Source organism: Anaerofustis butyriciformans (genome assembly GCF_036289385.1).
Lineage (GTDB): Bacteria > Bacillota > Clostridia > Eubacteriales > Anaerofustaceae > Anaerofustis > Anaerofustis butyriciformans.
Window position 1 is genome coordinate 36,155 of record NZ_JAYFFH010000003.1, and the last position, 24,017, is coordinate 60,171.

A 24,017-nucleotide genomic window follows, 5' to 3' on the forward strand; every position below is an offset into this window, starting at 1 on the left:
ACCAGCATATAAAATTCTTCTTTCTAAATACTAATACAGAAAGGAGGATTTTAATGAATAAAAAAACTTTAATGGTTATGATTATTTCTGCTTTTATGTTAACTTCTTTTGTAGGATGTGGAAATTCAAATACAGATAATGCTGTAAAAAATCAAATGAATAATGCTGCAAATGATGTTAAGGATAGCGCAGAAAATATTGGAAATGATGTAAAAAACGGTGCTGAAAATTTAACGGAAGATTTAACAGGAAATAATTCTTCTGAAAGCGTGAAAAATAATAATGGCATAAACCCTTATCAATTTGATTATAACGGAATGTATAGAGAATATACAAACAATGATTCCGGATATTATGAATCCTCAGAGTCATATAAATATAAACAAGAAGGGGACGGCGTTTATACATCAGTGAAGAAAATTTCCGGAATTGAAGATGTGAAAATTGCATTAATAGGTGATAAAGCATACTGTGCAGTAAAGACAAAAACAGGTTCTTCAAGTTTATCAGATGAAAAAAAGGGTAAAATTAGCACTTTAATTAAAGAAAAATATCCTCAAGTAAAAAATGTTTATTTTTCTGATAAAGTGGAACACTATAACTCTTTAAGTAGTGCGATAAAACAAGGGCTTGATAATATAACAGACGATATATTAAATTTATTTGAATTAAAATAATAAAAGGCACTTAATGTGCCTTTTTTATATTGATTTTTATAAGTACATAATTATAATATTAATTTAAAATTTAGTTTAACGTACTTTAAAAAAATTTTATATGAATTAATTTATATATTAATATTTCATTAAATTTAAACAATTTTAATAAAATAATGTATAATATTATTGTGTTTTCACTATTGAAAATATTAAAAAAATAATATAAGTCAATAATATAAAAAATAAATTTACTTAGGGAAGGTAATGATAATGTCTCAGATAACATCGTTGTTTACTCAAATTTTTGAGTCCTTTAGCATATTATCTGCCGTTGATATTCTTATAATGACATTTATTATATATGCAATTATAAGACTTATAAAAGGAACTCAGGCAGAACAGGTTGCAAAGGGGATAATTATAATTTTGGTTATCACTCAGGTCAGTGATTGGTTAGGGCTTGTAACCGTAAACTTTGTTTTTAAAAATATAATAACCGTAGGATTTTTAGCTTTGCTTATTATGTTTCAGCCAGAGCTTAGAAAAATGCTTGAAACAATCGGTAAAACAAATGTAAAAAACATAAAAGATATTTTTGTTGACAAAGATTTAGATTCTCCTTCTGTTGCGGTGGATCAAATTGTTCAAAGTATAAGTGATTTATCAAAGACAAAAACAGGACTTCTTGTTGTTATAGAAAGACAGGTTCCTCTTGATGATGTTGTAGAAACCGGGGTAAAACTTGATAGTTTATTAAGTACAGAGCTTATCAATAATATTTTTCAATATGCTACACCTCTTCATGACGGTGCTGTAATAATAAATAGAGAAACTTTAAGAATAAGGGCTGCGGCATGTCTGCTTCCTCTTTCTCAAAATAAACAACTTTCAACAAGTATAGGAACAAGACATCGTGCAGGAATTGGAATAAGTGAACATTCAGACTGTGTTTCATTAATGGTATCCGAAGAAACAGGTGTTATTTCTTATGCTATTAATGGGAAACTATCAAGGTTCGTGGGGGAAAGAGGTATAAGAAGAATTCTTACTGAAATTTTAGTAGAAGAACCTGCTCATAAAAATTCTAAATCAAAAATATTAAGGAGAAAAGGTAGCAATGGGAAAGAATAATAGTAAAATAGTAACTTTATTGATATCTTTTTTGCTAGCTCTTCTTTTATGGGTATATGCAAATAATGATAGTGACAACATTGTATACAGTAAAATCGAAGATATACCTATTGTTCTTACAAATACTTCAATACTAGAGCAAAATGATTTTATTATTTCTGTTTCAACTGATAATATAGACAGTATGAAAATTTATGGAAAAGGCTCTTTAGTAAAAAGTCTTGATAACAAAAATATACAGGCAAGTGTAGATTTAAAAGATATTTCAAGCGAAGGGACTTATACACTAAATATTAATATAAAAGGTGTTCCAAATGATGTTACTATAGTTGATCAAAATCCAAATACCATTAAGGTTACAGTTGATAAGATAGGCAATAAAAGTTTAAGTGTTCCTGTTATAAAATCAACAGGACAGGTAAAGGAAGGATATAGTGTATTGTCGCTTTCTTCCGAAGTAGAAGATGTTAATATAAGCGGTCCTTCTGATAGTGTTGATAAAGTTGAAGCTATAATGGGAAATGTTGATGTAACAAATAAAAGTGGTGACTTTTCGTCTCCTGCAACACTTTATGCCGTTGATGCAAACAATAAGAAAATAGAGGATGTAACTTTATCTCCTGCTACAACAAACGTAAAAGTTTCAATCGGTAAAGTAAAAAATGTTCCCATAAAAGTAAAAACATCAGGAAGTGTTATGGATGGGTATAAGGTTACTTCTATTAAACCAAGTGTAACAACCGTAACTATTTCCGGAAAGGATGAAATTTTAAATACGGTAAATGAGATTAATACTGAAAGTATTTCTTTAGACGAAGTTAATGAAACCTTTGAAAAAAATGTTAAATTAGATATTCCTCAGGGTATTCACATTGTAAACGCAAAAGATAGTATTGGAGTTAATGTATTTATAGACAAACAAAATCAAAAAACCGTATATATAAATTCATTTACTTTTGACTATTTAGGAAGTGGGCTTACTGCAGAAGTTTTGGATGAAAATATAAGTGTTCTTCTATCAGGAGAAGAAGAGGATTTAAGTTCCATATCAGAAAAAAATCTTACCGGTTCAATTGATTTATCAGGATTAAAAGAAGGCGAATATAATGTTGATATAAAAATTAGTACACAAGGCTTACCTGAAGGTGTAAGTATAAAAAGTGTAAGCCAAAACAGTGTTTTGGTAAAAATAACAAAGGAATAATATTAAAGTGAGAAAATATTTAATAGAAAATATAAAAATAAATATAGATAATTTATCGGGAGTAGGCGAGAGAGAAGCTATAATAAACAAACTTAGATTAACTGAACAAAAAGTAAAACATTTTAAAATTTTAAGAAAGTCTTTAGATGCAAGAAAAAGATATAGTGACGGGATTTATTATGTATACAGTGTTACATTGGATTATCCTGTAAAACCTCATAATGTAGGGTTTAAAGTAAGTTTATATAAAGAAAAAAGTATTCCTAAACTGGATTTAACAAAGAAAAAAAATATTAATCCAATAGTTGTAGGTAGTGGACCAAGCGGTCTTTTTGCCGCTTTATACCTTGCGAAAATGGGATATGAACCTCTTGTTTTTGAAAGAGGAGAGGATATAAAAAACAGAGTTAAGACAGTTAAAAATTTCTTTGATAATGGGGTATTAAATGAAAATTCCAATGTTCAGTTCGGACTTGGAGGGGCTGGAACTTTTTCAGATGGAAAAATAAATTCCAGAATAAAAGGAAATTTAAAATATGAAGTTTTAGATACCTTTATAAAATGTGGTGCACCAAAAGATATAAGATATCTTAATAAACCTCATCTTGGTACAGATAAATTAAGAGTAATTGTAGATGATTTAAAAGCACTGATAGAATATTACGGTGGAAAGTTCTATTTTAATTCTACCGTTACTGATTTAATTATAGAACAAAACGAGATAAAAGGTGTTATAATAAACGATAAAGATGAATACTTATCGGATACTGTTGTTCTTGGTATAGGCAATGGAGCAAGGGATACTTTTAAAATGCTTGCAAAACATAATGTTAATATGGAAAACAAGCCTTTTGCCGTAGGGTTTAGGGTTGAGCATTTAAGAGAAGATATAGATAGTTGTTGTTATGCATCTTATGCCGGACATAGTGAACTTGGAGCAGGAAGTTACAATCTTACCTTCCATGATGAAAATACAAAAAAAGGGATATATTCATTCTGTAACTGTCCTGGTGGTGTAGTAATTGCAGGTGCAAGTTCAAAAGGTCAAGTTGTTACAAACGGAATGAGTTTTAGAAGCAGAAATATGATAAATACAAACTCCGCAATAGTAGTAAACGTAAATGAAAATGACTATGGAAGAGGACTTTTTGCAGGAGTTGAATTTCAAGAAAAACTTGAAAGAAAAGCTTTTGAAATGGGTGGAAAAGATTATAAAGCTCCTTATATGAAGATAACTGATTTTTTAAATATAAAAGGCAGTGTTGATGTTAAACCAAGTTATTTGCCTGGAGTAAAGGAATGTGACTTGAATGAACTTCTACCTGATAATTTAATATCATCAATAAAAGATTCTTTTGGTTATTTCCATGGATTTTTTAACACCTTCTATAATGGTATAATAACCGGAGTTGAAACAAGAACTTCATCTCCTATAAGAATTTTAAGAGATAAAATAACTTTAGAAAGTGAAAATATAAAAGGGCTTTATCCTGTAGGAGAAGGTGCGGGATACGCCGGCGGTATACTTTCCAGTGCTGTCGACGGCATAAAAGCGGCTCAAGCAATAAACGAAAATTAAGGGGGTTAATATGGGAAGATTATTTGGAACAGACGGAGTAAGAGGAGTTGCTAATACTCAGCTTACATCAAAACTTGCTCATAAAATAGGATATGCGGCAACAATGAAACTTACAAAGGATAATGGAAATCCTCCTACATTTGTGGTAGGTATGGATACAAGAATATCTGGAGATATGATTTATGCAGGTCTTGTAAGTGGGATTATGTCTGCAGGAGGAAACGTACTTAATGCGGGAGTTATTCCAACACCTGCTGTTGCTGTATTGGTTAAAGAATTTAATGCTGATAGTGGTATTGTTATTTCTGCATCACACAATCCATATGAATATAATGGAATAAAATTCTTTAGTAAAACAGGACATAAACTTCCTGATGAAGTTGAAGATGAAATAGAAAGATATATCTTTGAAAAGGTAAGAGATAGAAGCATTTCAGGAGAAAGAATAGGTAGGGAAACAAAAATTGCTTATCCTGGAGAAATTTACATTAAATATCTTTTATCAAAAATAGGGGTAAAATCTTTAAGTGGACTTAATATTGTTCTAGATTTAGCAAATGGTGCTACATATAAAGTAGGTGAAGAAGTATTTGAAAAACTTGGAGCAAATATTAAAGTTATTGCAAATGATCCAAACGGAATTAATATAAACGATAAATGTGGTTCAACTCATATTGCTAATTTATCAAGAACTGTTTTAGAAAAGAATGCAGATTTTGGTATAGCTTTTGATGGTGATGGAGATAGAGTTATCATGGTTGACAGCAAAGGACAAGCTTTTGACGGAGATAAGATAATGTATCTTTTAAGTTGTTATATGAAAGAAAAAGGAAAACTAAACAAAGATACTCTTGTTTTAACTGTTATGAGTAACCTTGGAGTTAAAAAGGCACTTGAAAAGAAAGGCATTAAAATAAGCGAAACAGGTGTAGGGGACAGATATGTTGTAGAAAGAATGCTTAATGAAGGATATAACATAGGTGGAGAACAATCAGGACACGTTATTCTTTCAGATATTAATTCTACAGGAGACGGAATCGCTACTGCTTTATTTGTATGTAAAGTTGTAAAAGAATGTGGTAAAAATATTGATGAACTTGCAAAAGATGTTTCTATTTATCCTCAAGTATTAATAAATGCAACTGTTGATAATGATAAAAAACATGATTATGAAAAAGACAGTGTGATTTTAGAAGCTATAAAAGCAATTGAAGATAAATATGCAGGAAACGGAAGAGTATTAATAAGAACAAGTGGTACAGAACCTTTGGTAAGAGTTATGATTGAAGGTGAAAACCAAAATGAAATTAAAGAAGATGCAACATCTCTTGCAAAACTTATTGAAGAAAGATTATCGTAATGAATAACAAAACAGTAGTTATAAGCGGAGCAAGCGGAGGAATTGGGATTGCAATTTCAAAAGCTTTTTATAATGAAGGTTATAATATCGTTTTGCTATATAACAAAAATAAAAAAGCTTTAGAAGATGAATTTTCTTTAACTGATAAAAGAGTATTGATGCTTAAAGGAGATTTATCGAAAGAAAGCGATGTATTAAAGATAAAAGAAGAGGTGTATGCTACTTTTAACACTGTCAATATAGTAGTAAACAATGCAGGAGTAAGTCTTGTTAAGTTTTTTGATGAGACTACCTGTGAGGAATGGGATAACGTTTTTGATGTTAATGTAAAAAGTGCTTTTATGCTTACAAAAGCCTTTTTACCTGATATGATTAATAAAAAAAGCGGAAATATAATAAACATATCTTCCATGTGGGGAATAAGCGGAGCAAGCATGGAAGTATGTTATTCTGCTTCAAAAGCTGCTCTTATAGGAATGAGCAAAGCTCTTGCAAAAGAGGTTGGACCTAGCGGAATAAATGTTAATGTTGTTGCTCCCGGAGTTATAGATACGAAAATGAATAATCATTTGTCGAAAGAAGATATGGAGTCTTTAATTGAAGAAACTCCTATAAACAGAATTGGAACCCCTGAAGATGTTGCAAATGCAGTTTTGTTTCTTTGTGATAAAAAGGCTTCTTTTATTACCGGAGAAGTTATAAGTGTAGATGGCGGTTTTATATTATAATTTTTAAATGATGGGAATTGAAATTCGTTATTAACAATATTTTTAAAACATAATTATAATTATTGACAATAAAAATTTAAAATAGTATATTTTATATTAATACCTTATATGGAGAATATGTAATGAAAGTAAATATTTTAACGGATTCTACTGCCGATTTAACAAAGGAACAAATGAAAGAGCACGATATTAACGTGTATCCTCTTAATATTTATTTTGGCGAAGAGGAATATATTGATGGCGTAACAATTAATCATCGAGAGTTTTTTGATAAACTTGCAATATGTAAAGAACTTCCTACAACAAGTCAAATTCCTGTAGGGAAATTAAGAGATTTATTCTTGCAATTTACTGAAAACGGAGAAGAAGTTGTAGTAATAACTTTATCTTCTAAATTAAGTGGTTCTTATAATTCTGCAGTCGTTGTAAGAGATTCTCTTGATAATGACAGAAAAAATAGAGTTCATGTTATTGATTCAACATGTGTTACTTTAAGTCTTTGTAATTTAGTTTTAGAAGCCGCTAAGTTAAGAGATAAGGGGCTTAGCGGGCAAGAAATAGAAGATGAAATAAACAGTATTAAAGGAAACAGTACTTTACTTGCATTAATTGAAGACTATAAGTATCTTGTTCTTGGCGGAAGGCTTTCAAAGAGTGCTGCATTTATTGGTAATACTTTAAATATAATGCCTGTAATAGAAATAACAGGTGGAGAAGTTGTTCCAATAAAGAAAGTAAGAGGAAGAAAAAAAGGATATCAATTTATTATAGATAAAGCAAGAGAATACGGAATAGATAAAGATAAAGCATTTTTTATGGGACATATAGATGATGAAGAAGCTTATTCTCATTTTGAAAAATATATGTTGGATAATTTTGATGAACTTAAAGATATTGATATTTTGCCTGCCAGCAATATTGGTGCTGTAGTGGGAACCCATGCAGGTCCTCACTGTGTGGGTATAGCATTTTTTAAAAAAGAAAAATAAAAAAGAGCAACAAAAAAAGTCCTTATAGGACTTTTTTTAGTTTCTTTTTTCTTTAACTTTAGCAGCTTTACCAACTCTATCTCTAAGATAGTTAAGTTTAGCTCTTCTTACACTACCTCTTCTTGTAACTTCGATTTTGTCAATTCTAGGTGAGTGTATTGGGAAAGTTCTTTCTACACCAACACCATAAGAAATTTTTCTTACAGTAAATGTTTTTTGAACTCCACCGTGTTGTTCTTTAAGCACAATACCTTCAAAAACCTGGATTCTTTCTCTTTTTCCTTCTACTACTTTAACGTGAACTTTTACAGTATCACCAACGTTAAATTCAGGGATATCAGATTTAAGGTTTTCGTTTTCTACTAATTTAATTAAATCCATTGTTTGTGCCTCCCTTCATCTTCAAGCATTCTTACTTACATCTTCAAGCAGAGGAACACCCATAATAAAAAAGCTATTTAAGCTCATAGCCTAAAAAGTATATCATATAAGAAAAATTTATTCAACTAAATTTTTGTTTTTTATAATAAAAATTGTAAAAATATATTAAATAAAAAGCTTTAATAACGCATTATTTGACTATAAGTAGAATAATAAAAAGAACTTACAAAAGTAAGCTCTTTTAGTTTTCATAGCAGTCTTCTATATTTGCATAGAATATAACATGGTAATCATTATTTCCTTCGTAGAATCTGTCTTCTATTCCTTCTTTGTCAACAATGCCCATAGGATCCATAGCTTGTTTATAAATTATCTTACATTCAAAATGTAATTTTGCTTCTTCAATAATTGGAGATGCAACTTTCTTTGAGTCTTTTAAATGTAAGTTTGTTTCTTTGTATTTATCAAAATCTCTACCTGATTTTGTTCCCATAAAAGCAATTTCTTCTTTCATTGTATCAAGAGCTGGAACGCTTACCGTAAAGTCTTTTGCGTTTTTGATTAAATCATATGTACGTCTTGAATATCTTACCATTACTGTCATTACGTCTTTGCCCCATATTTTGCCGACTGTTGCCCAGCCTATTACCATTGTATTAACTTCATCATTATTTTTTACTGTAAGAAAAGCTCCTTTTGGTAGCTGATTATCTAATAATTCAAATGCTTCTTTTGAAATCATGTTCTTCCTCCTTTTTTATTTATTATATCACTATTTTATAGTAATATGTTTGAATCTTTTTTGTATTCCATAATTTCTTTAACAAAACCAGACATACTGCTTTGATTTACCATTAAAAATATTTTCTTTTTTGCTCTTGTAAGGGCTACATAAAATAATCTTCTTTCTTCACTGTGAGGAAAATCTTCCTTATTTTTAAGTAACATCTTTATTAATTTATCATCGGTTATATTACATGGGAAACCCATTAAGCTGTTAAATGTATTAAGTATAAACACATAATCACATTCCAGACCTTTCGCTTTATGTACAGTTAGAAATTTAATTTTTAAATCTTTTCTTTTTTCGAGTATTACCGATATTTCGTTATTTTCATGCAGTATTATGTTTACTTCGTTTGTTTGAGCATAAGGAATTATATCTTTTTTGTATCTGCCAAGAAGCATAACTTCGCTGTTTTTAGGCAGTTTGTATATTTCTTTTAAAAATACTCTGTATAATTCACTTTTTTTCCTTGCTGTAACAAAATTAATTGGAAGAATGTTTATTTTGCTGCTTTTAAGAGTTTTTTTAATTTGATATGGATTCTTTAATATAAATTTGTTTGTTACATTTGCAATGGTTCTATCAAACCTGTAATTTTTTTCTATAAAATATTTTTTTGCATTATATTCTTTTTCAAAGTCATAAAAAATATTAATATCACTTCCCGTAAAGCGGAATATACTTTGATAATCATCTCCTACCGCAAATATATGTGAGTTATGTTTTTTATAAATTTCGTTTATAAGTGACATTCTGGAATAAGATATATCTTGAAATTCATCTATTAAAATATGCTTATATCCTTTTTTATATAAAGATGTTTTTACATATTCCGTAGCAGTTAAAATCATATCATTAAAATCCATTTGTTTTGTGTCTTTAAGCATTTTCTGATATGCCTTATATATTGGGAGAACTACTTTAAAAAATGCTTTTGCTCTTTGTTCTTCCTGCTTTGAACTGTAGTTATTTATATTAAGAATGTCATTTTCATCTCTTGCGGTAGTTTTCATAAGGGTAATAAAGTTAGCAGTTAATTTTTTTATAAAATTTATGTTATATCTAAATAATTTATGTACTTCTTTACCTACATTTGAGTATGACAGCTTAATATCTATATTATTTTCTTTAAGTTTTTTCTCTAGTTCTTCTTTAAAAATTCCTTTTTCAAAATCATAAGAATATGTAAATATTGCCTTATTTTTAAATATAGGGTAGTTATGTAAAAACTCGATGTATGCATCGTAATTTTTATATGCTATTTTAGGTATTTTAGGATATCCCCATAAAGGTTTTTCACCTTTTGAATTTATATTTATATTAAATATGAATTTATCATATTTTGTAAGATAAAATCCAGAGCATAGTTTTTTAAATTCATTTCCATATATATTTGTATTAAAATATTCATATTCAATGTTGTTTAAGTATAGATAATTTGCAATGACATTTTCTTCAAATGTCATTTTATATTCATTATCAAGGCTTATAATTCCTTTGTTAAAAAGGTAATCTTGTTCGTCTTTTTTATTTTCAAACTGTATAAAGTCTATATATTCCTGATAATAGTTGATTATAAAATCGTACATTTCAAAATATTCGTTTGTTTTTAATTTTGTATCTATATATTCGTTTACGAATTTTGCAATTGTATCTTTATATATACTTATATCGCCACTGTGTACATTATCTATAATATCTTTACCAAGTTTATGAAAAGTGCATACATTTATTTTTTCTTTTGTTATTTTTGAAATTCTATCAATAAGTTCATCAGTTGAAGAATTTGTAAAACTCAGTACAAGTATTTGCTCAGGCGGAATTTTTTCTTCCTGAATCAAATATTTTATTCTTGCAAGAATTGTTGTAGTTTTTCCGCATCCTGCTCCCGCAATTGCAAGTATATTTCTTTCTTTGGAATTTACGCACTCTATTTGTGCTTCATCAAGTTTTTTATCTTCAATTTGTGTTACTAAATTAATATTTCCCATCATAAAATTTATTATATCACGTTTATAAGTAACACAAAATGATAATCTTCATATTATAAAGTGTAAAACAAATAAGAACATAAATTTAGGAGGAATAAAAAGTGGAAGAAAGAAATACAAGAGGCGTGGAATGTCTAATTGTTGATAAGGTGTATGACGGATGTTCAAAAAAAGAATGTATGCAAAATATGCCTTTTGAACTTGAATTAAATGGTGATTTATCTGATTATACATTCCTTTATGCTCAGTTTGGTGCTTCTGAAATAGAACATTATGAATGTGAACCATTCTTCACAGAAATGGATGAATGTCATGCAAGATTAAAATGCGTTGTTGCTATCCCTATTTATGCAGTACTTAGAAGAAAATGCGATTGCTGTACTATTACGGTACCTGCAAAACCAATGTGCGGAAATACCGTTCAATCAGATAATAAAATTAGAATACCTGTAAGTACAATATTTGATTTAAACAGAAAATTCGTAAGACAAGGAAGATTCTCTCCAGTAAGTGAATGTTTTGTTGAAGCAAATTGTGTAAATAAAACTTGTGGTAATCAAATTTCAATGACTCTTGGTTTTGTTATTGTTGTAAATGCAATATCTAAAGTAAGTCTTAAAGTTCCAACATTTGGTTACTGTGAACTTCCTGACGAATGCAGAGAAGAAGAATGTGCTCCAAACTTCTGTGAAACTTTTCTTAATGAAGATATTTCAGCATTTGGGGACTTTTTCCCAACAAGTGGTTCATGCAATAGTTGCGGATGCGACGACTAATTTTTATCCAACATAAAAAAGACGAGATTTTATCTCGTCTCTTTTAGTTTTTAAATGTATTTAAGTACTCAATAACTTCTTTTGGAACTTTAAAATTGAACTGTATTTTATTAATTTCGAATGTTAAATATCTTGAATCTTCATAAGTTAAGATACGGCCTTTTTCTTCAAATTCATAATCCGCACTTTCTTCTTCATCTTGATTCTTTGTTGAATATAAAATAAATTCTAAATCTACCTTTGAGTCTTTAGGTAAATCTTTCATTCTCCATTCTTCTATTTTTAGACTTGTTATAAAATCTTCAATATTATTGTGTCCCGAAATTAAATCTAACCTTTCCTCATTTTTCATTACATCAATTCTATCGGATTTTTCGATGTTTGAGCTGTATTTAGTCATGTCTACTTCTTCGCCTTGTGTAAAACTGCAGCCATATATACTTATTAAAAGTAAAATTGACAAAATTGTTGATAAGATTTTTTTCATAATAATTTCCCCCTATATAAAAGGTTATTTTAGATTTTCAGGGTTTAGTCCTTGTAATTCTTTCGGTATAAATAAACCGTTTTTTCTGATTAGTACATCGTCAAAATAAATTTCTCCGCCGCCTTTTTCCTCTGTTTGGATTAAAACAAGGTCCCAGTGAAGTGACGATTTGTTTCCGTTATCGGCATCTTCATAACAACATCCTGGTGTGAAGTGAATACTTCCTGATATTTTTTCATCGAATAATGTATCAAGCATTGGTTCGCTTATATATGGGTTAATTCCAATAGCAAATTCACCTACATATCTTGCTCCTTCGTCAATATCAAGAACTTGATTGATTCTTTCGTTATTGTTTGAAGTTGCTTCAATAATTTTTCCGTCTTTAAATGTTAGTTTAATATTATCATATATAAAACCTAAATAGTCGCTTTTTGTGTTATAAGAAATAGTACCGTTTACGCTGTCTTTTATAGGTGCTGTATAAATTTCTCCGTCAGGAATATTCATATTTCCACAGCATGGAACAGCAGGCATTCCTTTTATTGAGAATGTAAGATCTGTTCCAGGTCCTACTATTCTTACTTTATCTGTTTTTTCCATAAGTTCTTTTAATGGTTCTACTGCTTTTGCCATTTTAGAATAATCAAGACAGCAAACATCAAAGAAATAATCTTCAAAAGCTTCTTTGCTCATTTTTGCACTTTGAGCCATTGAGTTGTTTGGATATCTTAAAATAACCCATTTTGAGTTGTCTACTCTTTCTCTTAAAACAGGTCTTAATACAGATGATTGAAGAGAAATATTTTCACTTGGAACATCGCTTAATTCGCTTGCGTTTGCGCTGCAGCCTACGCCTATATAAGCATCCATTCCTTTCATTTGATATAATTCATAATCATTTTGGAATTCTAATTGTTCTTTGCTTACTCCCATTAATATTTCTCTGTTTACACTTGAGTCAGTAAGTTTAAGATAAGGGAAACCTCCTGCTTTGTAAACTTCCCTTACAAGTGCTTTTACAAGATCTCTTGTATCTTCTATTCCGCCTGCATTTATTAAAACTTTTTCACCTTTTTGAACGTTAGTTGAAAAAGTGACTAAATTATGTGCTAATTGTTCTATTCTTTTGTCCATAATTGTTATGCCTCCATATGCAATATTGTTATATAATATTTTACCATATTTTATTAATATTTATTATAAATATGGAAAAGAAATTTTATTTTTGATAAAATATAATAATACAAAAAATACAAGGAATGGATAATTATGAAAGAAAATATAGTAATTGGAAAGATTTTTAATGTGCATGGTATAAAAGGAGAGTTAAAAGTTCTTCCTTTAACTGATGATATGAATAGATTTAAAAAGCTTGAAAGATGTTTTATAAAAGGAAAAGAATATAATGCGGTATCTGCAAGAATAAACAAAAATCATATTATTTTAAAGCTTAAAGAAATTGACGATAGAAATATTGCTGAAAAGTTAAAAAATAATTTTATAGAAGTATTAAGAGAAGACAGTGTAGATTTAGATGAAGGTGAATATTTTATTGAAGATTTAAAAGGGCTTAAAGTTCTTGATGAAAACGGGGAAGAAATAGGAGTAATGGTTGATGTTTTAACTCCTGCCGCAGTTGATATATATGTATTTAAAATAGACGGAAAGGAACAAATGTTACCTGCCTTAGAAGAAAATATACTTGAAATAGTTGAAGATGAATACATTAAAATAAATAAGAAAAATTTAGTTTATTAGGGAGAAAACATGATTTATAACGTACTTACGCTTTATCCTGAAATGATAGAAGCATATAAAGATGTGGGCATTATAGGAAGAGGGGTAAAAAACAACAAACTTGAAATAAATGCGATAAATATAAGAGATTATTCAAAGGATAAACACAGAAGAGTAGATGATGAAATTTACGGGGGAGGAGCAGGAATGCTTATGAAAGCAGAACCTGTTTATGACTGTGTAACTGACATAAAAAAACAAAGAAATGTTCCCGTTATATATTTTTCTCCAAGAGGAAAAGTTTTTAACAGTGCTCTTGCGAACGAATATGCAAAACTTGATGAAGTTATACTTTTATGTGGTCACTATGAAGGAATCGATCAGAGAGCCATAGACCTTTGTGTAGACGAAGAAATATGTATAGGGGATTATATTTTAACAGGAGGGCATATTGCGGCAATGGTATTTATGGATACAGTAAGCCGATATGTTGACGGAGTTCTTGGAAACAGTGAAAGTTATAAAAACGAGAGTTTTGAAAATGGAATGCTTGAGGCAAGTCAGTATACAAGACCAGAAGAGTTTATGGGGCTTAAAGTTCCACCTGTTTTACTTAGCGGACATCATAAAAAAATAGAAGAATATATGAATGAAGAATCATTGAAAGAAACGAAAAAAAGAAGAGAAGATTTACTTTAAAAAAGCTGTGGAGTTCCACAGCTTTTAAAATATTTCGTTTTCTGCTCTTCTTTGATACATTTCTTCAAGTTCGCTTTTATGATATAAATATCCTTCATCATCATAATACCTTGCACCCATAGGACATTTTTTTATACATGCACCGCATTTTATGCATATATTATTATACTTTGCTACGTTGTCTTTATCTATTGAACCCATAGGGCAGACTTCTACGCATAACTTACAATTATCACATTTATGATTTACTTTTGGAAGTACTTTTCTTATATCTATAAAATTCCCTTTTCTGTCTCTTGGTTTGTAATATGTACGTATAGGGTTTTCTCCTTTTACATTTACAGGTGAAATATCGGTTATTTTTTCTTTTTCTATTCTTTTTAAAATTAAATCACATAATTTATTTACTTCTTTAAAATCTTCACTGTCCGGTCTTCCTTTTGCAAGAGTATATGAAAAAGAATGTTCTCCTACAAATGCTCCGGCTGCAATAGAATGAAAGTTGTTAAATTCCAAAATGTTTCTAAGTTCAATTAATGAATCATCATAATTTCTATTTCCAAATAAAACTATCGGAACGCATAAAGAATTGTTCCCTTTAATGTTGTTTGTTATAAATGGAAGCAGTACGTTTGGAATTCTTCCTGCATAAGTAGGTATTCCAAAAATAACAAGTTCATCACTATTAAATTCAAAATTTTTTTCTCTTTCATTTTTGTTTGCAAAGTTTATTATATTGGTTTCTATCTCTAAATTTTTACTTAATTTATCTGTAATATACTCACATATTTTCTTTGTTGTATCAGTTGCACTAAAGTACATAGCTGTTATTTTATTTATTTTCATGGCTTTCTCCTTATAGGATTTTTTTTAGATAAATCATATCTTTTAGTTTTATGTTATCTTCGTATATTTCATGGTCGTAATTATTTAAAAAGTAGTTTCTTATTCTTTTAATTGGTTTAAATCCAAGGCTTTGATAAAAATTAAGTGACTTTTTCGTTTCTCCTGTTCCTACAATCATTATACTTGCTTTTTTCTTATACATTTCAAAAATAAATTTAATCAGCTTTGCTCCATATCCTTTATGCTGGTATTTAGGTAAAATGGAAATATTTTTTATTTCAAATATTTTGCCGGATATCCTTTTTATACATATTTGACCTATAATATCTTCATTTTCTTTTGCGATATACATATCGCTTTTACTAAGATATTTTTTAATTAAATCGTAATTTTCATCTCCTAAATATAAAAGGTCGAGATATTTTTCTTTCTTTAAATTTACTTTTTGTATTTTCATATTTCCCCTCTATTTAAACTATTTTTATTCCAAGAAGTTTTGCAAGCTCTATAGCTTGTATTTCATTTACTTTAATTCCTTTTAATTCTTTAAAATTATCAGATAAAATTATACCTTCAATATTGCTTGTTGAAAAATCAATTCCTGCAAGTTTTGTATTAAAAAAGTTTGTTAAAATGAATTTACATTCTTTTATTTTAATTTTTTTCATAGTGCTATCACTTATAGTTGCGTTTGTAAAATCAGAAAAATTAAAATTTACATGATTAAAAGAAGTCTGCATGAATACTGTATATTGCAAATTTGAGTTTATAATTTCTGCATCTTTTATAATTGCTTTGTTAAAATCTCCGCCGAGAAATTTTGAACTTTCAAAATGTATTTTTGAAAAATAACCTTCACTAAAATTGCTATTTGAAAAATCGCAGTTTTTGAAAATCACGTTTACAAAACCGCTTTTTTCAAAATCACAATTTAAAAATCTGCAATGTTCAAATATAGTATCACTAAAATTTATGTTAGAAAAATCATAATTATCAAGGTTTTGATTTTTTATGATTTTTTCTTCAATATCAGTATCATTTTCTCTTGCTTCATTGACTATATTTTGTATATCGTTTATTTGAATAAAGTCATGTAAATTTAAATCTATATTGCTCATTTATGTTTCCTTTATTTTTAGAATAGACTCATTTGTGTTTTATTATAGCCTTTTTTAATTATTTCATCTATTTTTTTATGGTCATATTCAATATTGTTTTTTATGCATTCATTTACAAATATATCCCAAAGCTTTTCTCTGTTTGTGGAACAGCACCAGTATTTATCTTGAAAGGTGTTAATATATTTGTCTTTTACTTTTGGAAAAAGCTCATCAAGTTTCGAATAATAATACATTCTTTGATTATCTCTTAATGAAACACAAAAATCTTTATAGGCGTAAATATAGCTTGCATTATATATTTTTGCAAGTTTTACCATATTAATTATATTTTCTTTTGTGTCATTTATAAATGGTAATGTTGGAGTCATTAACACTCCTGTTGTAATATTATCGCTCCTAAGCTTTTTTACTGCTTTAAAGCGTTTTGTGCTTGATGGCGCATTTGGTTCTATTTTTTTTGCTAAGTTATCTGATGCAGTTGTTATGGTAATATTCACACAGACTATTGAGTGTTTTGCTATGTCTTTTAGTATTTGGGTATCTCTTGTGATTAAATCTGATTTTGTTATTATACTTACACCAAAACCATATCTGTTAATAAGCTCTAATGATTTTCTTGTTAAATTTAATTCTTTTTCAAAAGGGTTATAGGGGTCGCTCATTGCTCCTGTCATTATAACGCCTTTTTTCTTTTTACTTCGTAGCTCATTTTGCAGTATATTTATAGCATTTTCTTTATATGATACTTCATCAAAATTTTCGATATTGTAGCAGTTGCTTCTACTGTCACAGTATATACAGCCATGCACACATCCTCTATATAAATTCATATTATAATTTGAACAAAACCAACCTGATTGATTATATCCAGAAAGAATTGTTTTAGCTGAAATTGATTTTATCATTTTATTTACCTGTTTTAATTAATAAAAAACCCACAAATATAGTTTTGTATACTTGCAGGGTATTATTTATATATTAAATTATAAGATTATTTTAAATATTTGTTTCTTATAAATTCAAGATCGTCATATAATAAATCTTGTTTTGTCATAAAAAATTCATCTTGTTTTCCGCCATTGGCAAAATAATCCATATAAATAGCTGCTTTAGTTAAAACCCTGTCTTCCATTATATCATTTCTGGCTTCTAGGTTTGCTATTGCAATTGTCATGAATAATTTATACATTCCCATAACGGGTTTTTTGGGATCATGAAGTAATATGTCTGTAATTTCTTCCATAGAAAGTCCGTCTTTTAATACTTCGTATGTGTTGTTAACTTCTTCTTTAACTAGTTTATAGCTGTTGTTTGCGTTAATTCTCATATTAAATCACTCCTTTTATTATATTATACTTTAAATTTTTTAAATTACTACTATTTAAAAAAAAAATTTGATATAATCATGGTATTAAATGGAGTGGGAGGATAAGATATGTCGAAAAATATGGTTGCGGATCATGCTATAAGACCCGTAGAGAATGATACTATTTTTACAATTTCAGCAAAGGCAAGTGAAGCCGTAAAAAAATACGGTTCTGACAAGGTAATAAATTCTTCAATGGGCGTGCTTTTGGAAGATAATGGAGATTTTGTGGCATTTAAAAGTGTTTATGATTATTTGGAAAGCTTGGATGCACCTAAAATTGCTGCTTATGCAAGCATAGAAGGAGATAAAGATTTTTTAAAGGCCGTAAAAAAAGCATGTTTTAAAGATCATATGCCAAATGCTTATATAGAAGCTGTTGCGACACCGGGAGGTTCTGGAGCAATACATCACAGCGTATTTAATTATACAAATATTGGAGATACAGTTATAACATCAAGTTTATATTGGGATCCATATAATACAATTTGTCTTGAAAGCGGAAGAAAACTTGATACATATAATATGTTTAACGAAAATGGCGGACTTGATATTGATGCTTTTAAAGAAAAGTTTAATTATTATTTAACTAAACAAAAAAGACTTTTAACAATATTTAATACACCTGCGCATAATCCAACAGGATATTCTGTTTCAGATGAAGAGTGGGATGAAATTTTAGTAGTATTAAAAGAAGCTGCAAAGGATAAAGACAATAAGATAATTGTTCTTGTTGATATTGCATATATTGATTTTTGCGATGAAAAATTTAATAGACGTAAATTTATGGAAAAATTTGCGGGTCTTGATGAAAATATTCTTATTTTATTTGCGTTCTCTGCTTCAAAAGGTTATACAATGTATGGACTTAGAAATGGAGCTTTATTATGTGTAACATCAAAAGAAGAAATTGCAAAAGAATTTTTCTATACAAATTTACATTCAAACAGAGGAACTTGGTCAAACGGAACAAAAGGAGCCATGAGAGTTCTTACTGATATTATAAATGATGAAAATCTTGGCAATAATTTTATTAAGGAAAGAGACCACTATGTAAAAATGCTTAGAAGAAGAGCAGATGTATTTTTACAAAAAAGCGAGGAAGTAGGTCTTAAATTGTATCCTTACAAAGATGGTTTCTTTGTTTGTATTCCGTGTAAAGATCCGGTAAAAGCGGCAGATTTATTAATGGAGGAAAATGTTTTTGTAATTCCTCTTCAAACGGGACTTAGATTTGCTCTTTGTGCTGTTGGAGAAGAAAAGTGTGCTTTAGCACCAAAAATAATAAAAGAAGTTTTAAACAAATGGGATGAATAAAAAGAAAAGAAAATCATTAAAAGATATTTTTAATGGAAAAAAGAGAGATACTTTAAAAAATAAAAGTAGATCTTTAAGCTCTGCTTCTTTTCGATATGAGCAAAGTAATTCTAATAAAAGGAGAAAAGTTTGCGTTCGGAAAAGAAACGATGGGCTTAGCAGACAATTAAAAAGAATAAAAAAACAAGTTAAATATAATATAGGTACTTTTTTACAAAGGATAGCGGGAAGAGAAAATATATCTTCTAATAAAGACACAAGGCATATTAGTAAAAATCCTAATGCTGTAAGAAGACCGGTTAAAAGAGTTGAACCTTATGAAAGAAGATCTTCTTATGGTAGTTATCGTACTTCGACAGTTGATACAAGAAGAAGGATTGCAAGAAGGCGAAGACGTACTATTGTAAAATTAAAACGTATATTTTTTATAGCTTTTGTTTTTATTGCTGTTTTTCTTTTTAGTTTTATTGTATATTACAAGCCTTTTAAAACTACGGTAGTAGGAGATGTAACATTAAGAGGTGATGTAACATATAAGACTCAAATTATAGGTGTCGATACAAAGACTATAAAAACCGGTACCAATTATGCATTTAATGTTAAAAATGTCATAGAAGACCACTTTAATAATAAAGTAATTGATAATGTAGATAAAAGTTTAATTACAATTAATGTGACAAGTGAAAATTTAAAAAATAATGTTAGTGTAAATAAAAATGTAATTAATATTGATGATAGTGTTACAAGTGGCAGTGTCTTAAATATGGTTGTTAGTTATAAAAAATTAAGTAAATCATATAGTTATATTGTAAAAGATAACTTAAGTGAGGAAATTGATAAAAATATGATTATAACTAACCCTAACGAATATGATGCTGTTGTTAATAAACAAAGGCACTTGTCATCAAGTTACAAGCCTTCGGACCTTGTAAAGCCAAATATTGATTTTATGCAGTCCAATGAATCTGTAATGTATCTTAGAAAAGAAGCTGCAAAAGCACTTGAAGAACTTTGTAAAGCTGCTCAAAGTTCTGGTTATAAGTTTTATGGTGTAAGTGGATTTAGGTCATATAGTTTACAAGTTGATGTTTATAAAGATAATATTGCCCAGTATGGTAATGAAGAAGATGCCAATTTTTACTCTGCAAAACCGGGAGAGAGCGAACATCAATTGGGGCTTTCTATGGATGTAAGTACAAAAGAAGTAAATTACCAGCTTGTGGAAAGTTTAGGAGATACTCCTGCGGGAAAATGGCTTGAAGAAAATTGTTATAAATATGGTTTTATAATAAGATTCCCTGAAAATAAGGAAAAAATAACAGGGTATAGCTATGAGCCTTGGCATATAAGATACGTCGGAAAAGATTTAGCAAAAATAATTCATGATAATAATTTAACTTTAGAGGAATATTTTGAAAGTGATAAATACTAATAAATTCAGCACAGTATACGAATATACGGTAGGGAAAAAATACGAGGGGGAGAATATATATTCATTTTTGGAAAATGAATATGATTATTCTTCCAGAACCTTTAGATATATAATAAGAGAGGGAAAGCTTCTTGTTAATGACAAAGAAGCTTTGTTTGTTGATGTTTTAAAAGAAAATGATAATATAAAAATATTTTTCCCTATTGAAAAAGCAGATGCTCCATCAAGTGATATCGATATTAATATTATATATGAAGATGATGATATAGTGGTTATAAACAAAGAAAGCGGTATGGTTGTTCATGTTACCCGTTCACATCCTCTCGATACTCTTCAAAATGCCATTTATTATAAGTGGGATAAAGAAGGCAAACATCTTAAAACAAGGTTTGTTAACAGACTTGATATGGATACTTCTGGACTTGTTGTTATTGCCAAAAATAAGTATGTTCATCATTTTATACAAAATCAAAGTATAAGAAATGAAATAGATAAAAGATATCTTCTTATAGCTGAAGGAATACTTGATAAAAAAGAAGGGTACATATCAGCTCCAATAAAAAGAGAAGAGGGGCATGCTTTAAAAAGAATAGTTAGTGAAGATGGAAAAGAATCCATAACCAAGTATAAAGTAATTGAGGAATTTAATGGACACTCTTTAGTTGAAGCGAAACTTATAACCGGAAGAACTCATCAATTAAGAGTTCATTTCGCTCATATAGGTCATCCTATTTTGGGAGATACACTATATAACGAAAATAAAAGCGAATTAATTTCTCATCAAGTTCTTCATGCAAAATCAATATCTTTTGTTCATCCAAGAAGTAAAAAGATGGTAGAATTCAAAGCTGAACTTCCCGAAGATGTTGTTTTTGTGATGGGAAAATTAAAAAAGAGTTAAAATGGTTGAATTTTAGTAATTCGGGTTTATAATAGAAGAAGTACTATTTTCAGGAGGAAAGTAATTTGAGTGCTAGTAAAAAGAAAAATTATTTAAAAGGAGCTGCTGTTCTTGCTTTTGGGGGAATAGTTGCTAAATTCCTTGGGATGTTTTTAAAACTTCCTTTGGTAAGAATTCTTGGCGATTTTGGTATGGGGCTATACGGAAACGCATACCCTGTATATACATTTTTACTTGCTATTTCTGTTATAGGACTTCCGGTTGCTATTTCAAAAATGGTTTCTGAAAGAATAAGTTTAGGAAAATACGATGGTGCGTATAGAGTATTTAAAGTTGCAATTACGACACTTGCCTTAATAGGTGCTGTATGTACTGCAATAATGATATTTGGAGCACATTTTTTCATATCCGTATTTAAGTGGCATCCAGATACGTATTATTCAATACTTGGTTTGGCATTTGCACCTCTTTGTGTTTGTATTTTGTCATCATTTAAAGGTTTCTTCCAAGGTATGCAAAATATGACACCTCCAAGTATTTCACAAATAGTTGAATCAATAACAAGGGTTGTTGTTGGACTTGGTCTTGCTGTATTTTTATATAAACAATTTGGCGTTGCGTTTGGGGCTGCCGGTGCGACTTTTGGTGCTACCGCGGGTGCTTTGGTTGCCAGTTTATTCTTATTCTTATGTTTTTTTAAGATAAGACCGAGAATAAAAAGACAAATAAAACATCAAAAAACAAAGTCTACTGAAGATGTAAAAACTATACTTAAGATTTTAGCTGCAATTGCAATTCCTATTACTATTGCTTCCCTTGTTACTTCTTCAATGAATTTAATTAACTCGTTTACTGTTTCTGCATTTTTACAAAAAGCAGGTTTTAGTGTTGAAGAAGCAACAATTTTATGGGGACAATTATCACAAAGAGCTCAGACAATTATAAGTATACCTCTTATATTATCTTCATCTCTTGCTGCCAGTTTGGTTCCGACAATTTCTGAATCTTTTGTAAGAAAAGATACAGAGCAGATAAGACAAAAAACATTTTTAACTTTTAAAGTAGTTTTAATGCTTGCTCTTCCATGTATTGCCGGTCTTATTGTTATGGCAAGTGAAGTTACAACATTATTATTTGGTGATGCGAACGGAGCAAATATGCTTAGATTGTTATCTATAGGTATAGTGTTTACCATGATATCAACTACAATGCAGGGGATATTACAAGGGGTTGGACTATTGAAAGTTCCTGTTAAAAACTTGGCTGTAGGTTGTGTTATAAAACTTATTTTAAATGTAATATTAATACAAATTCCTGCATTAAATATATATGGTGCTATTCTTGGGACGTTAGGCGCCGACTTTGTTGTGGCAAGTCTCGATTATAGAGCTATAAAAAAATTCCTGGGCTCAACATATAAGGGGCTTGGTATGGCTTTTATAAAAAATCTTTTCTGTGCTGCTGTAATGGGAATTATATGTTTCGCATTAAAAACATTCCTTGCAGGATTTTTGAGTAACAGTATTTTAACGGTTATTGTTATAATTGTTGCAATTATTGTTTACTTTGCATTAATATATTTTACTAAAGTGCTTAACATAAAAGAAGTAAGAAGTGTTATAGGGAAATAAAATATGAAAGCAACAAATAAAAATACAATTAACGAAATAACATCAAAATATGATTTTAGATTTAAAAAGGATTTAGGGCAAAACTTTTTAACAGATGAAAATATAGTGCTAAAAATCGTAGATGCCTTAGAATTAAAGAATGACGAAGTTGTTCTTGAAGTTGGTCCCGGTATGGGCAGTCTTACTCAAAAGTTAGCAGATAGAGCATATAAAGTGTATGCTGTTGAAATAGATTCAAGAGCTGTTGAGATGCTTGAAGAAACGTTAAGTGAATATGAAAATATACAAATTATTAATAAAGATATATTAAAAACTAATTTAAAAGATATTTTAGCTGAAGAAATAAAAGAAGGAAGAAAAATAAAATTTATTTCAAATCTTCCTTATTACATCACATCTCCAATTCTTATGAAAGTATTGGAAGATGAAGTTGAGTTTAATAATATTGTTGTAATGCTTCAAAAAGAAGTTGCAACAAGGCTTAACGCAAAAGTAAATTCAAAGGATTATTCATCTTTTACGGTTGCTGTTGATTATTATGCAGATGTTGAAAGATTGTTTAATGTTCCTAAAACTGTATTTGTTCCAATGCCAAAGGTTGATTCTACGGTGCTTAGAATTACACCGAGAAAAAAAGAAGGTATTGAACTTGATGATGAAAAAGTATTTTTCAAAGTCGTTAAAGCTGCCTTTTTAAACAGAAGAAAAATGGTTTTTAACTCTCTTGCTAACGGATTATCTTTAAATAAAGATTTGTTAAAACAAGCTTTGATAAATTCTGGATTAGATGAAAAAGTAAGAGCTGAAAACATAACAATAGAGCAATTTGCGAAACTTTCAAATGAAATAAATTCTTTTATGAATAAATAAAAACATTTTGTGAAAACACAAA

At 29.1% G+C, this 24,017-nt stretch carries 25 protein-coding genes; 15 read left to right on the forward strand and 10 right to left on the reverse strand.

Features of this window, described 5'->3' with window-relative positions; genetic code table 11:
• Positions 1 to 53 precede the first annotated feature (53 nt).
• From V2W16_RS05480 to V2W16_RS05510, 7 genes are all read left to right on the forward strand, one after another.
• Entirely contained in the window at positions 54 to 677 is a 624-nt protein-coding gene (locus V2W16_RS05480; protein WP_329382789.1) for a YhcN/YlaJ family sporulation lipoprotein, read from the forward strand.
• 252 nt (positions 678 to 929) lie between these two features.
• Complete coding sequence (cdaA, locus tag V2W16_RS05485; RefSeq protein WP_329382792.1) at positions 930 to 1,790, forward strand: diadenylate cyclase CdaA; 861 nt, start codon at positions 930 to 932, stop codon at positions 1,788 to 1,790.
• Complete coding sequence (locus V2W16_RS05490; RefSeq protein ID WP_329382794.1) at positions 1,777 to 2,994, forward strand: CdaR family protein; 1,218 nt, start codon at positions 1,777 to 1,779, stop codon at positions 2,992 to 2,994. The genes cdaA and V2W16_RS05490 overlap by 14 nt, the downstream gene beginning before the upstream one ends.
• Before the next feature lie 7 nt (positions 2,995 to 3,001).
• Positions 3,002 to 4,573, forward strand: coding sequence for an NAD(P)/FAD-dependent oxidoreductase (locus V2W16_RS05495; protein WP_329382797.1), 1,572 nt, complete (start codon positions 3,002 to 3,004; stop codon positions 4,571 to 4,573).
• A 10-nt stretch (positions 4,574 to 4,583) separates the two neighbouring features.
• Entirely contained in the window at positions 4,584 to 5,933 is a 1,350-nt protein-coding gene (gene glmM / locus V2W16_RS05500) for a phosphoglucosamine mutase (protein WP_329382800.1), read from the forward strand.
• Positions 5,933 to 6,661 (forward strand): elongation factor P 5-aminopentanone reductase, encoded by a 729-nt coding sequence (gene ymfI, locus V2W16_RS05505; protein ID WP_329382803.1) that lies wholly within the window; start codon positions 5,933 to 5,935, stop codon positions 6,659 to 6,661. The genes glmM and ymfI overlap by 1 nt, the downstream gene beginning before the upstream one ends.
• 122 nt (positions 6,662 to 6,783) lie before the next feature.
• Positions 6,784 to 7,650: a DegV family protein gene (locus tag V2W16_RS05510; RefSeq protein WP_329382806.1), complete on the forward strand. Its 867-nt coding sequence runs from the start codon at positions 6,784 to 6,786 to the stop codon at positions 7,648 to 7,650.
• A gap of 36 nt (positions 7,651 to 7,686) precedes the next feature.
• On the opposite strand, the gene rplS is transcribed toward V2W16_RS05510, so the two are convergent.
• The 3 genes from rplS to V2W16_RS05525 all read right to left on the reverse strand — a co-directional run bounded on the left by rplS (position 7,687) and on the right by V2W16_RS05525 (position 10,812).
• Entirely contained in the window at positions 7,687 to 8,031 is a 345-nt protein-coding gene (gene rplS / locus V2W16_RS05515; protein ID WP_138269617.1) for a 50S ribosomal protein L19, read from the reverse strand.
• A 241-nt stretch (positions 8,032 to 8,272) separates the two neighbouring features.
• Positions 8,273 to 8,773 (reverse strand): flavin reductase family protein, encoded by a 501-nt coding sequence (locus V2W16_RS05520; protein ID WP_329382810.1) that lies wholly within the window; start codon positions 8,771 to 8,773, stop codon positions 8,273 to 8,275.
• A 35-nt stretch (positions 8,774 to 8,808) separates the two neighbouring features.
• Positions 8,809 to 10,812 carry a UvrD-helicase domain-containing protein gene (locus V2W16_RS05525; RefSeq protein ID WP_329382813.1) on the reverse strand — a complete coding sequence of 668 codons (2,004 nt, stop codon included), beginning with the start codon at positions 10,810 to 10,812 and terminating at the stop codon, positions 8,809 to 8,811.
• 98 nt (positions 10,813 to 10,910) lie between these two features.
• Between V2W16_RS05525 and V2W16_RS05530 the strand changes: the two genes are divergently transcribed.
• Entirely contained in the window at positions 10,911 to 11,585 is a 675-nt protein-coding gene (locus tag V2W16_RS05530) for a hypothetical protein (protein WP_138269725.1), read from the forward strand.
• A 43-nt stretch (positions 11,586 to 11,628) separates the two neighbouring features.
• On the opposite strand, the gene V2W16_RS05535 is transcribed toward V2W16_RS05530, so the two are convergent.
• Both V2W16_RS05535 and V2W16_RS05540 read right to left on the reverse strand, forming a co-directional pair.
• Positions 11,629 to 12,072 carry a hypothetical protein gene (locus V2W16_RS05535; protein ID WP_329382817.1) on the reverse strand — a complete coding sequence of 148 codons (444 nt, stop codon included), beginning with the start codon at positions 12,070 to 12,072 and terminating at the stop codon, positions 11,629 to 11,631.
• A 24-nt stretch (positions 12,073 to 12,096) separates the two neighbouring features.
• Positions 12,097 to 13,212, reverse strand: coding sequence for an aminopeptidase (locus V2W16_RS05540; RefSeq protein WP_425353951.1), 1,116 nt, complete (start codon positions 13,210 to 13,212; stop codon positions 12,097 to 12,099).
• A gap of 132 nt (positions 13,213 to 13,344) precedes the next feature.
• On the opposite strand from V2W16_RS05540, the gene rimM reads away from it, so the two are divergent.
• Complete coding sequence (gene rimM / locus V2W16_RS05545) at positions 13,345 to 13,833, forward strand: ribosome maturation factor RimM (RefSeq protein ID WP_329382823.1); 489 nt, start codon at positions 13,345 to 13,347, stop codon at positions 13,831 to 13,833.
• A gap of 9 nt (positions 13,834 to 13,842) precedes the next feature.
• Entirely contained in the window at positions 13,843 to 14,511 is a 669-nt protein-coding gene (trmD, locus tag V2W16_RS05550; protein ID WP_329382826.1) for a tRNA (guanosine(37)-N1)-methyltransferase TrmD, read from the forward strand.
• Positions 14,512 to 14,535: 24 nt separating this feature from the next.
• Here the strand turns inward: trmD and V2W16_RS05555 are convergent, their stop codons facing one another.
• The 5 genes from V2W16_RS05555 to V2W16_RS05575 all read right to left on the reverse strand — a co-directional run bounded on the left by V2W16_RS05555 (position 14,536) and on the right by V2W16_RS05575 (position 17,805).
• A complete protein-coding gene (locus tag V2W16_RS05555) occupies positions 14,536 to 15,357 on the reverse strand; it encodes an EFR1 family ferrodoxin (protein WP_329382829.1) in 822 nt (273 codons plus the stop codon).
• Between the two features lie 10 nt (positions 15,358 to 15,367).
• Positions 15,368 to 15,814, reverse strand: a complete 447-nt coding sequence (locus tag V2W16_RS05560; RefSeq protein ID WP_329382832.1) for a GNAT family N-acetyltransferase — start codon at positions 15,812 to 15,814, stop codon at positions 15,368 to 15,370.
• 13 nt (positions 15,815 to 15,827) lie between these two features.
• Positions 15,828 to 16,475 carry a pentapeptide repeat-containing protein gene (locus V2W16_RS05565; protein WP_329382835.1) on the reverse strand — a complete coding sequence of 216 codons (648 nt, stop codon included), beginning with the start codon at positions 16,473 to 16,475 and terminating at the stop codon, positions 15,828 to 15,830.
• Between the two features lie 17 nt (positions 16,476 to 16,492).
• Positions 16,493 to 17,383 carry an SPL family radical SAM protein gene (locus V2W16_RS05570; RefSeq protein ID WP_329382838.1) on the reverse strand — a complete coding sequence of 297 codons (891 nt, stop codon included), beginning with the start codon at positions 17,381 to 17,383 and terminating at the stop codon, positions 16,493 to 16,495.
• Positions 17,384 to 17,469: 86 nt separating this feature from the next.
• Positions 17,470 to 17,805 (reverse strand): hypothetical protein, encoded by a 336-nt coding sequence (locus tag V2W16_RS05575; RefSeq protein ID WP_329382841.1) that lies wholly within the window; start codon positions 17,803 to 17,805, stop codon positions 17,470 to 17,472.
• A 108-nt stretch (positions 17,806 to 17,913) separates the two neighbouring features.
• On the opposite strand from V2W16_RS05575, the gene V2W16_RS05580 reads away from it, so the two are divergent.
• The 5 genes from V2W16_RS05580 to rsmA all read left to right on the forward strand — a co-directional run bounded on the left by V2W16_RS05580 (position 17,914) and on the right by rsmA (position 23,995).
• Positions 17,914 to 19,161, forward strand: a complete 1,248-nt coding sequence (locus V2W16_RS05580; protein WP_329382844.1) for a pyridoxal phosphate-dependent aminotransferase — start codon at positions 17,914 to 17,916, stop codon at positions 19,159 to 19,161.
• Positions 19,154 to 20,593, forward strand: a complete 1,440-nt coding sequence (locus V2W16_RS05585) for a M15 family metallopeptidase (protein ID WP_329382848.1) — start codon at positions 19,154 to 19,156, stop codon at positions 20,591 to 20,593. Before V2W16_RS05580 ends, V2W16_RS05585 begins: the two co-directional genes overlap by 8 nt.
• A complete protein-coding gene (locus tag V2W16_RS05590) occupies positions 20,580 to 21,494 on the forward strand; it encodes an RluA family pseudouridine synthase (RefSeq protein WP_329383252.1) in 915 nt (304 codons plus the stop codon). Before V2W16_RS05585 ends, V2W16_RS05590 begins: the two co-directional genes overlap by 14 nt.
• Positions 21,495 to 21,559: 65 nt before the next feature.
• Positions 21,560 to 23,125 carry a putative polysaccharide biosynthesis protein gene (locus tag V2W16_RS05595; protein WP_329382851.1) on the forward strand — a complete coding sequence of 522 codons (1,566 nt, stop codon included), beginning with the start codon at positions 21,560 to 21,562 and terminating at the stop codon, positions 23,123 to 23,125.
• A 3-nt stretch (positions 23,126 to 23,128) separates the two neighbouring features.
• Positions 23,129 to 23,995, forward strand: coding sequence for a 16S rRNA (adenine(1518)-N(6)/adenine(1519)-N(6))-dimethyltransferase RsmA (rsmA, locus tag V2W16_RS05600; protein WP_329382854.1), 867 nt, complete (start codon positions 23,129 to 23,131; stop codon positions 23,993 to 23,995).
• The last annotated feature ends 22 nt before the right edge of the window (positions 23,996 to 24,017 follow it).

Bases quoted from the DNA above. Each gene is read 5' to 3' on its own strand.
- V2W16_RS05585 (WP_329382848.1), top strand. From the start codon at position 19,154: ATGAATAAAAAGAAAAGAAAATCATTAAAAGATATTTTTAATGGAAAA.
- cdaA (WP_329382792.1), top strand. From the start codon at position 930: ATGTCTCAGATAACATCGTTGTTTACTCAAATTTTTGAGTCCTTTAGC.
- V2W16_RS05575 (WP_329382841.1), bottom strand. From the start codon at position 17,805: ATGAGAATTAACGCAAACAACAGCTATAAACTAGTTAAAGAAGAAGTT.
- rplS (WP_138269617.1), bottom strand. From the start codon at position 8,031: ATGGATTTAATTAAATTAGTAGAAAACGAAAACCTTAAATCTGATATC.
- V2W16_RS05535 (WP_329382817.1), bottom strand. From the start codon at position 12,072: ATGAAAAAAATCTTATCAACAATTTTGTCAATTTTACTTTTAATAAGT.
- V2W16_RS05490 (WP_329382794.1), top strand. From the start codon at position 1,777: ATGGGAAAGAATAATAGTAAAATAGTAACTTTATTGATATCTTTTTTG.
- V2W16_RS05520 (WP_329382810.1), bottom strand. From the start codon at position 8,773: ATGATTTCAAAAGAAGCATTTGAATTATTAGATAATCAGCTACCAAAA.
- trmD (WP_329382826.1), top strand. From the start codon at position 13,843: ATGATTTATAACGTACTTACGCTTTATCCTGAAATGATAGAAGCATAT.
- glmM (WP_329382800.1), top strand. From the start codon at position 4,584: ATGGGAAGATTATTTGGAACAGACGGAGTAAGAGGAGTTGCTAATACT.
- V2W16_RS05560 (WP_329382832.1), bottom strand. From the start codon at position 15,814: ATGAAAATACAAAAAGTAAATTTAAAGAAAGAAAAATATCTCGACCTT.
- rsmA (WP_329382854.1), top strand. From the start codon at position 23,129: ATGAAAGCAACAAATAAAAATACAATTAACGAAATAACATCAAAATAT.
- V2W16_RS05480 (WP_329382789.1), top strand. From the start codon at position 54: ATGAATAAAAAAACTTTAATGGTTATGATTATTTCTGCTTTTATGTTA.
- rimM (WP_329382823.1), top strand. From the start codon at position 13,345: ATGAAAGAAAATATAGTAATTGGAAAGATTTTTAATGTGCATGGTATA.
- V2W16_RS05570 (WP_329382838.1), bottom strand. From the start codon at position 17,383: ATGATAAAATCAATTTCAGCTAAAACAATTCTTTCTGGATATAATCAA.
- V2W16_RS05565 (WP_329382835.1), bottom strand. From the start codon at position 16,475: ATGAGCAATATAGATTTAAATTTACATGACTTTATTCAAATAAACGAT.
- V2W16_RS05555 (WP_329382829.1), bottom strand. From the start codon at position 15,357: ATGAAAATAAATAAAATAACAGCTATGTACTTTAGTGCAACTGATACA.
- ymfI (WP_329382803.1), top strand. From the start codon at position 5,933: ATGAATAACAAAACAGTAGTTATAAGCGGAGCAAGCGGAGGAATTGGG.
- V2W16_RS05580 (WP_329382844.1), top strand. From the start codon at position 17,914: ATGTCGAAAAATATGGTTGCGGATCATGCTATAAGACCCGTAGAGAAT.
- V2W16_RS05510 (WP_329382806.1), top strand. From the start codon at position 6,784: ATGAAAGTAAATATTTTAACGGATTCTACTGCCGATTTAACAAAGGAA.
- V2W16_RS05525 (WP_329382813.1), bottom strand. From the start codon at position 10,812: ATGATGGGAAATATTAATTTAGTAACACAAATTGAAGATAAAAAACTT.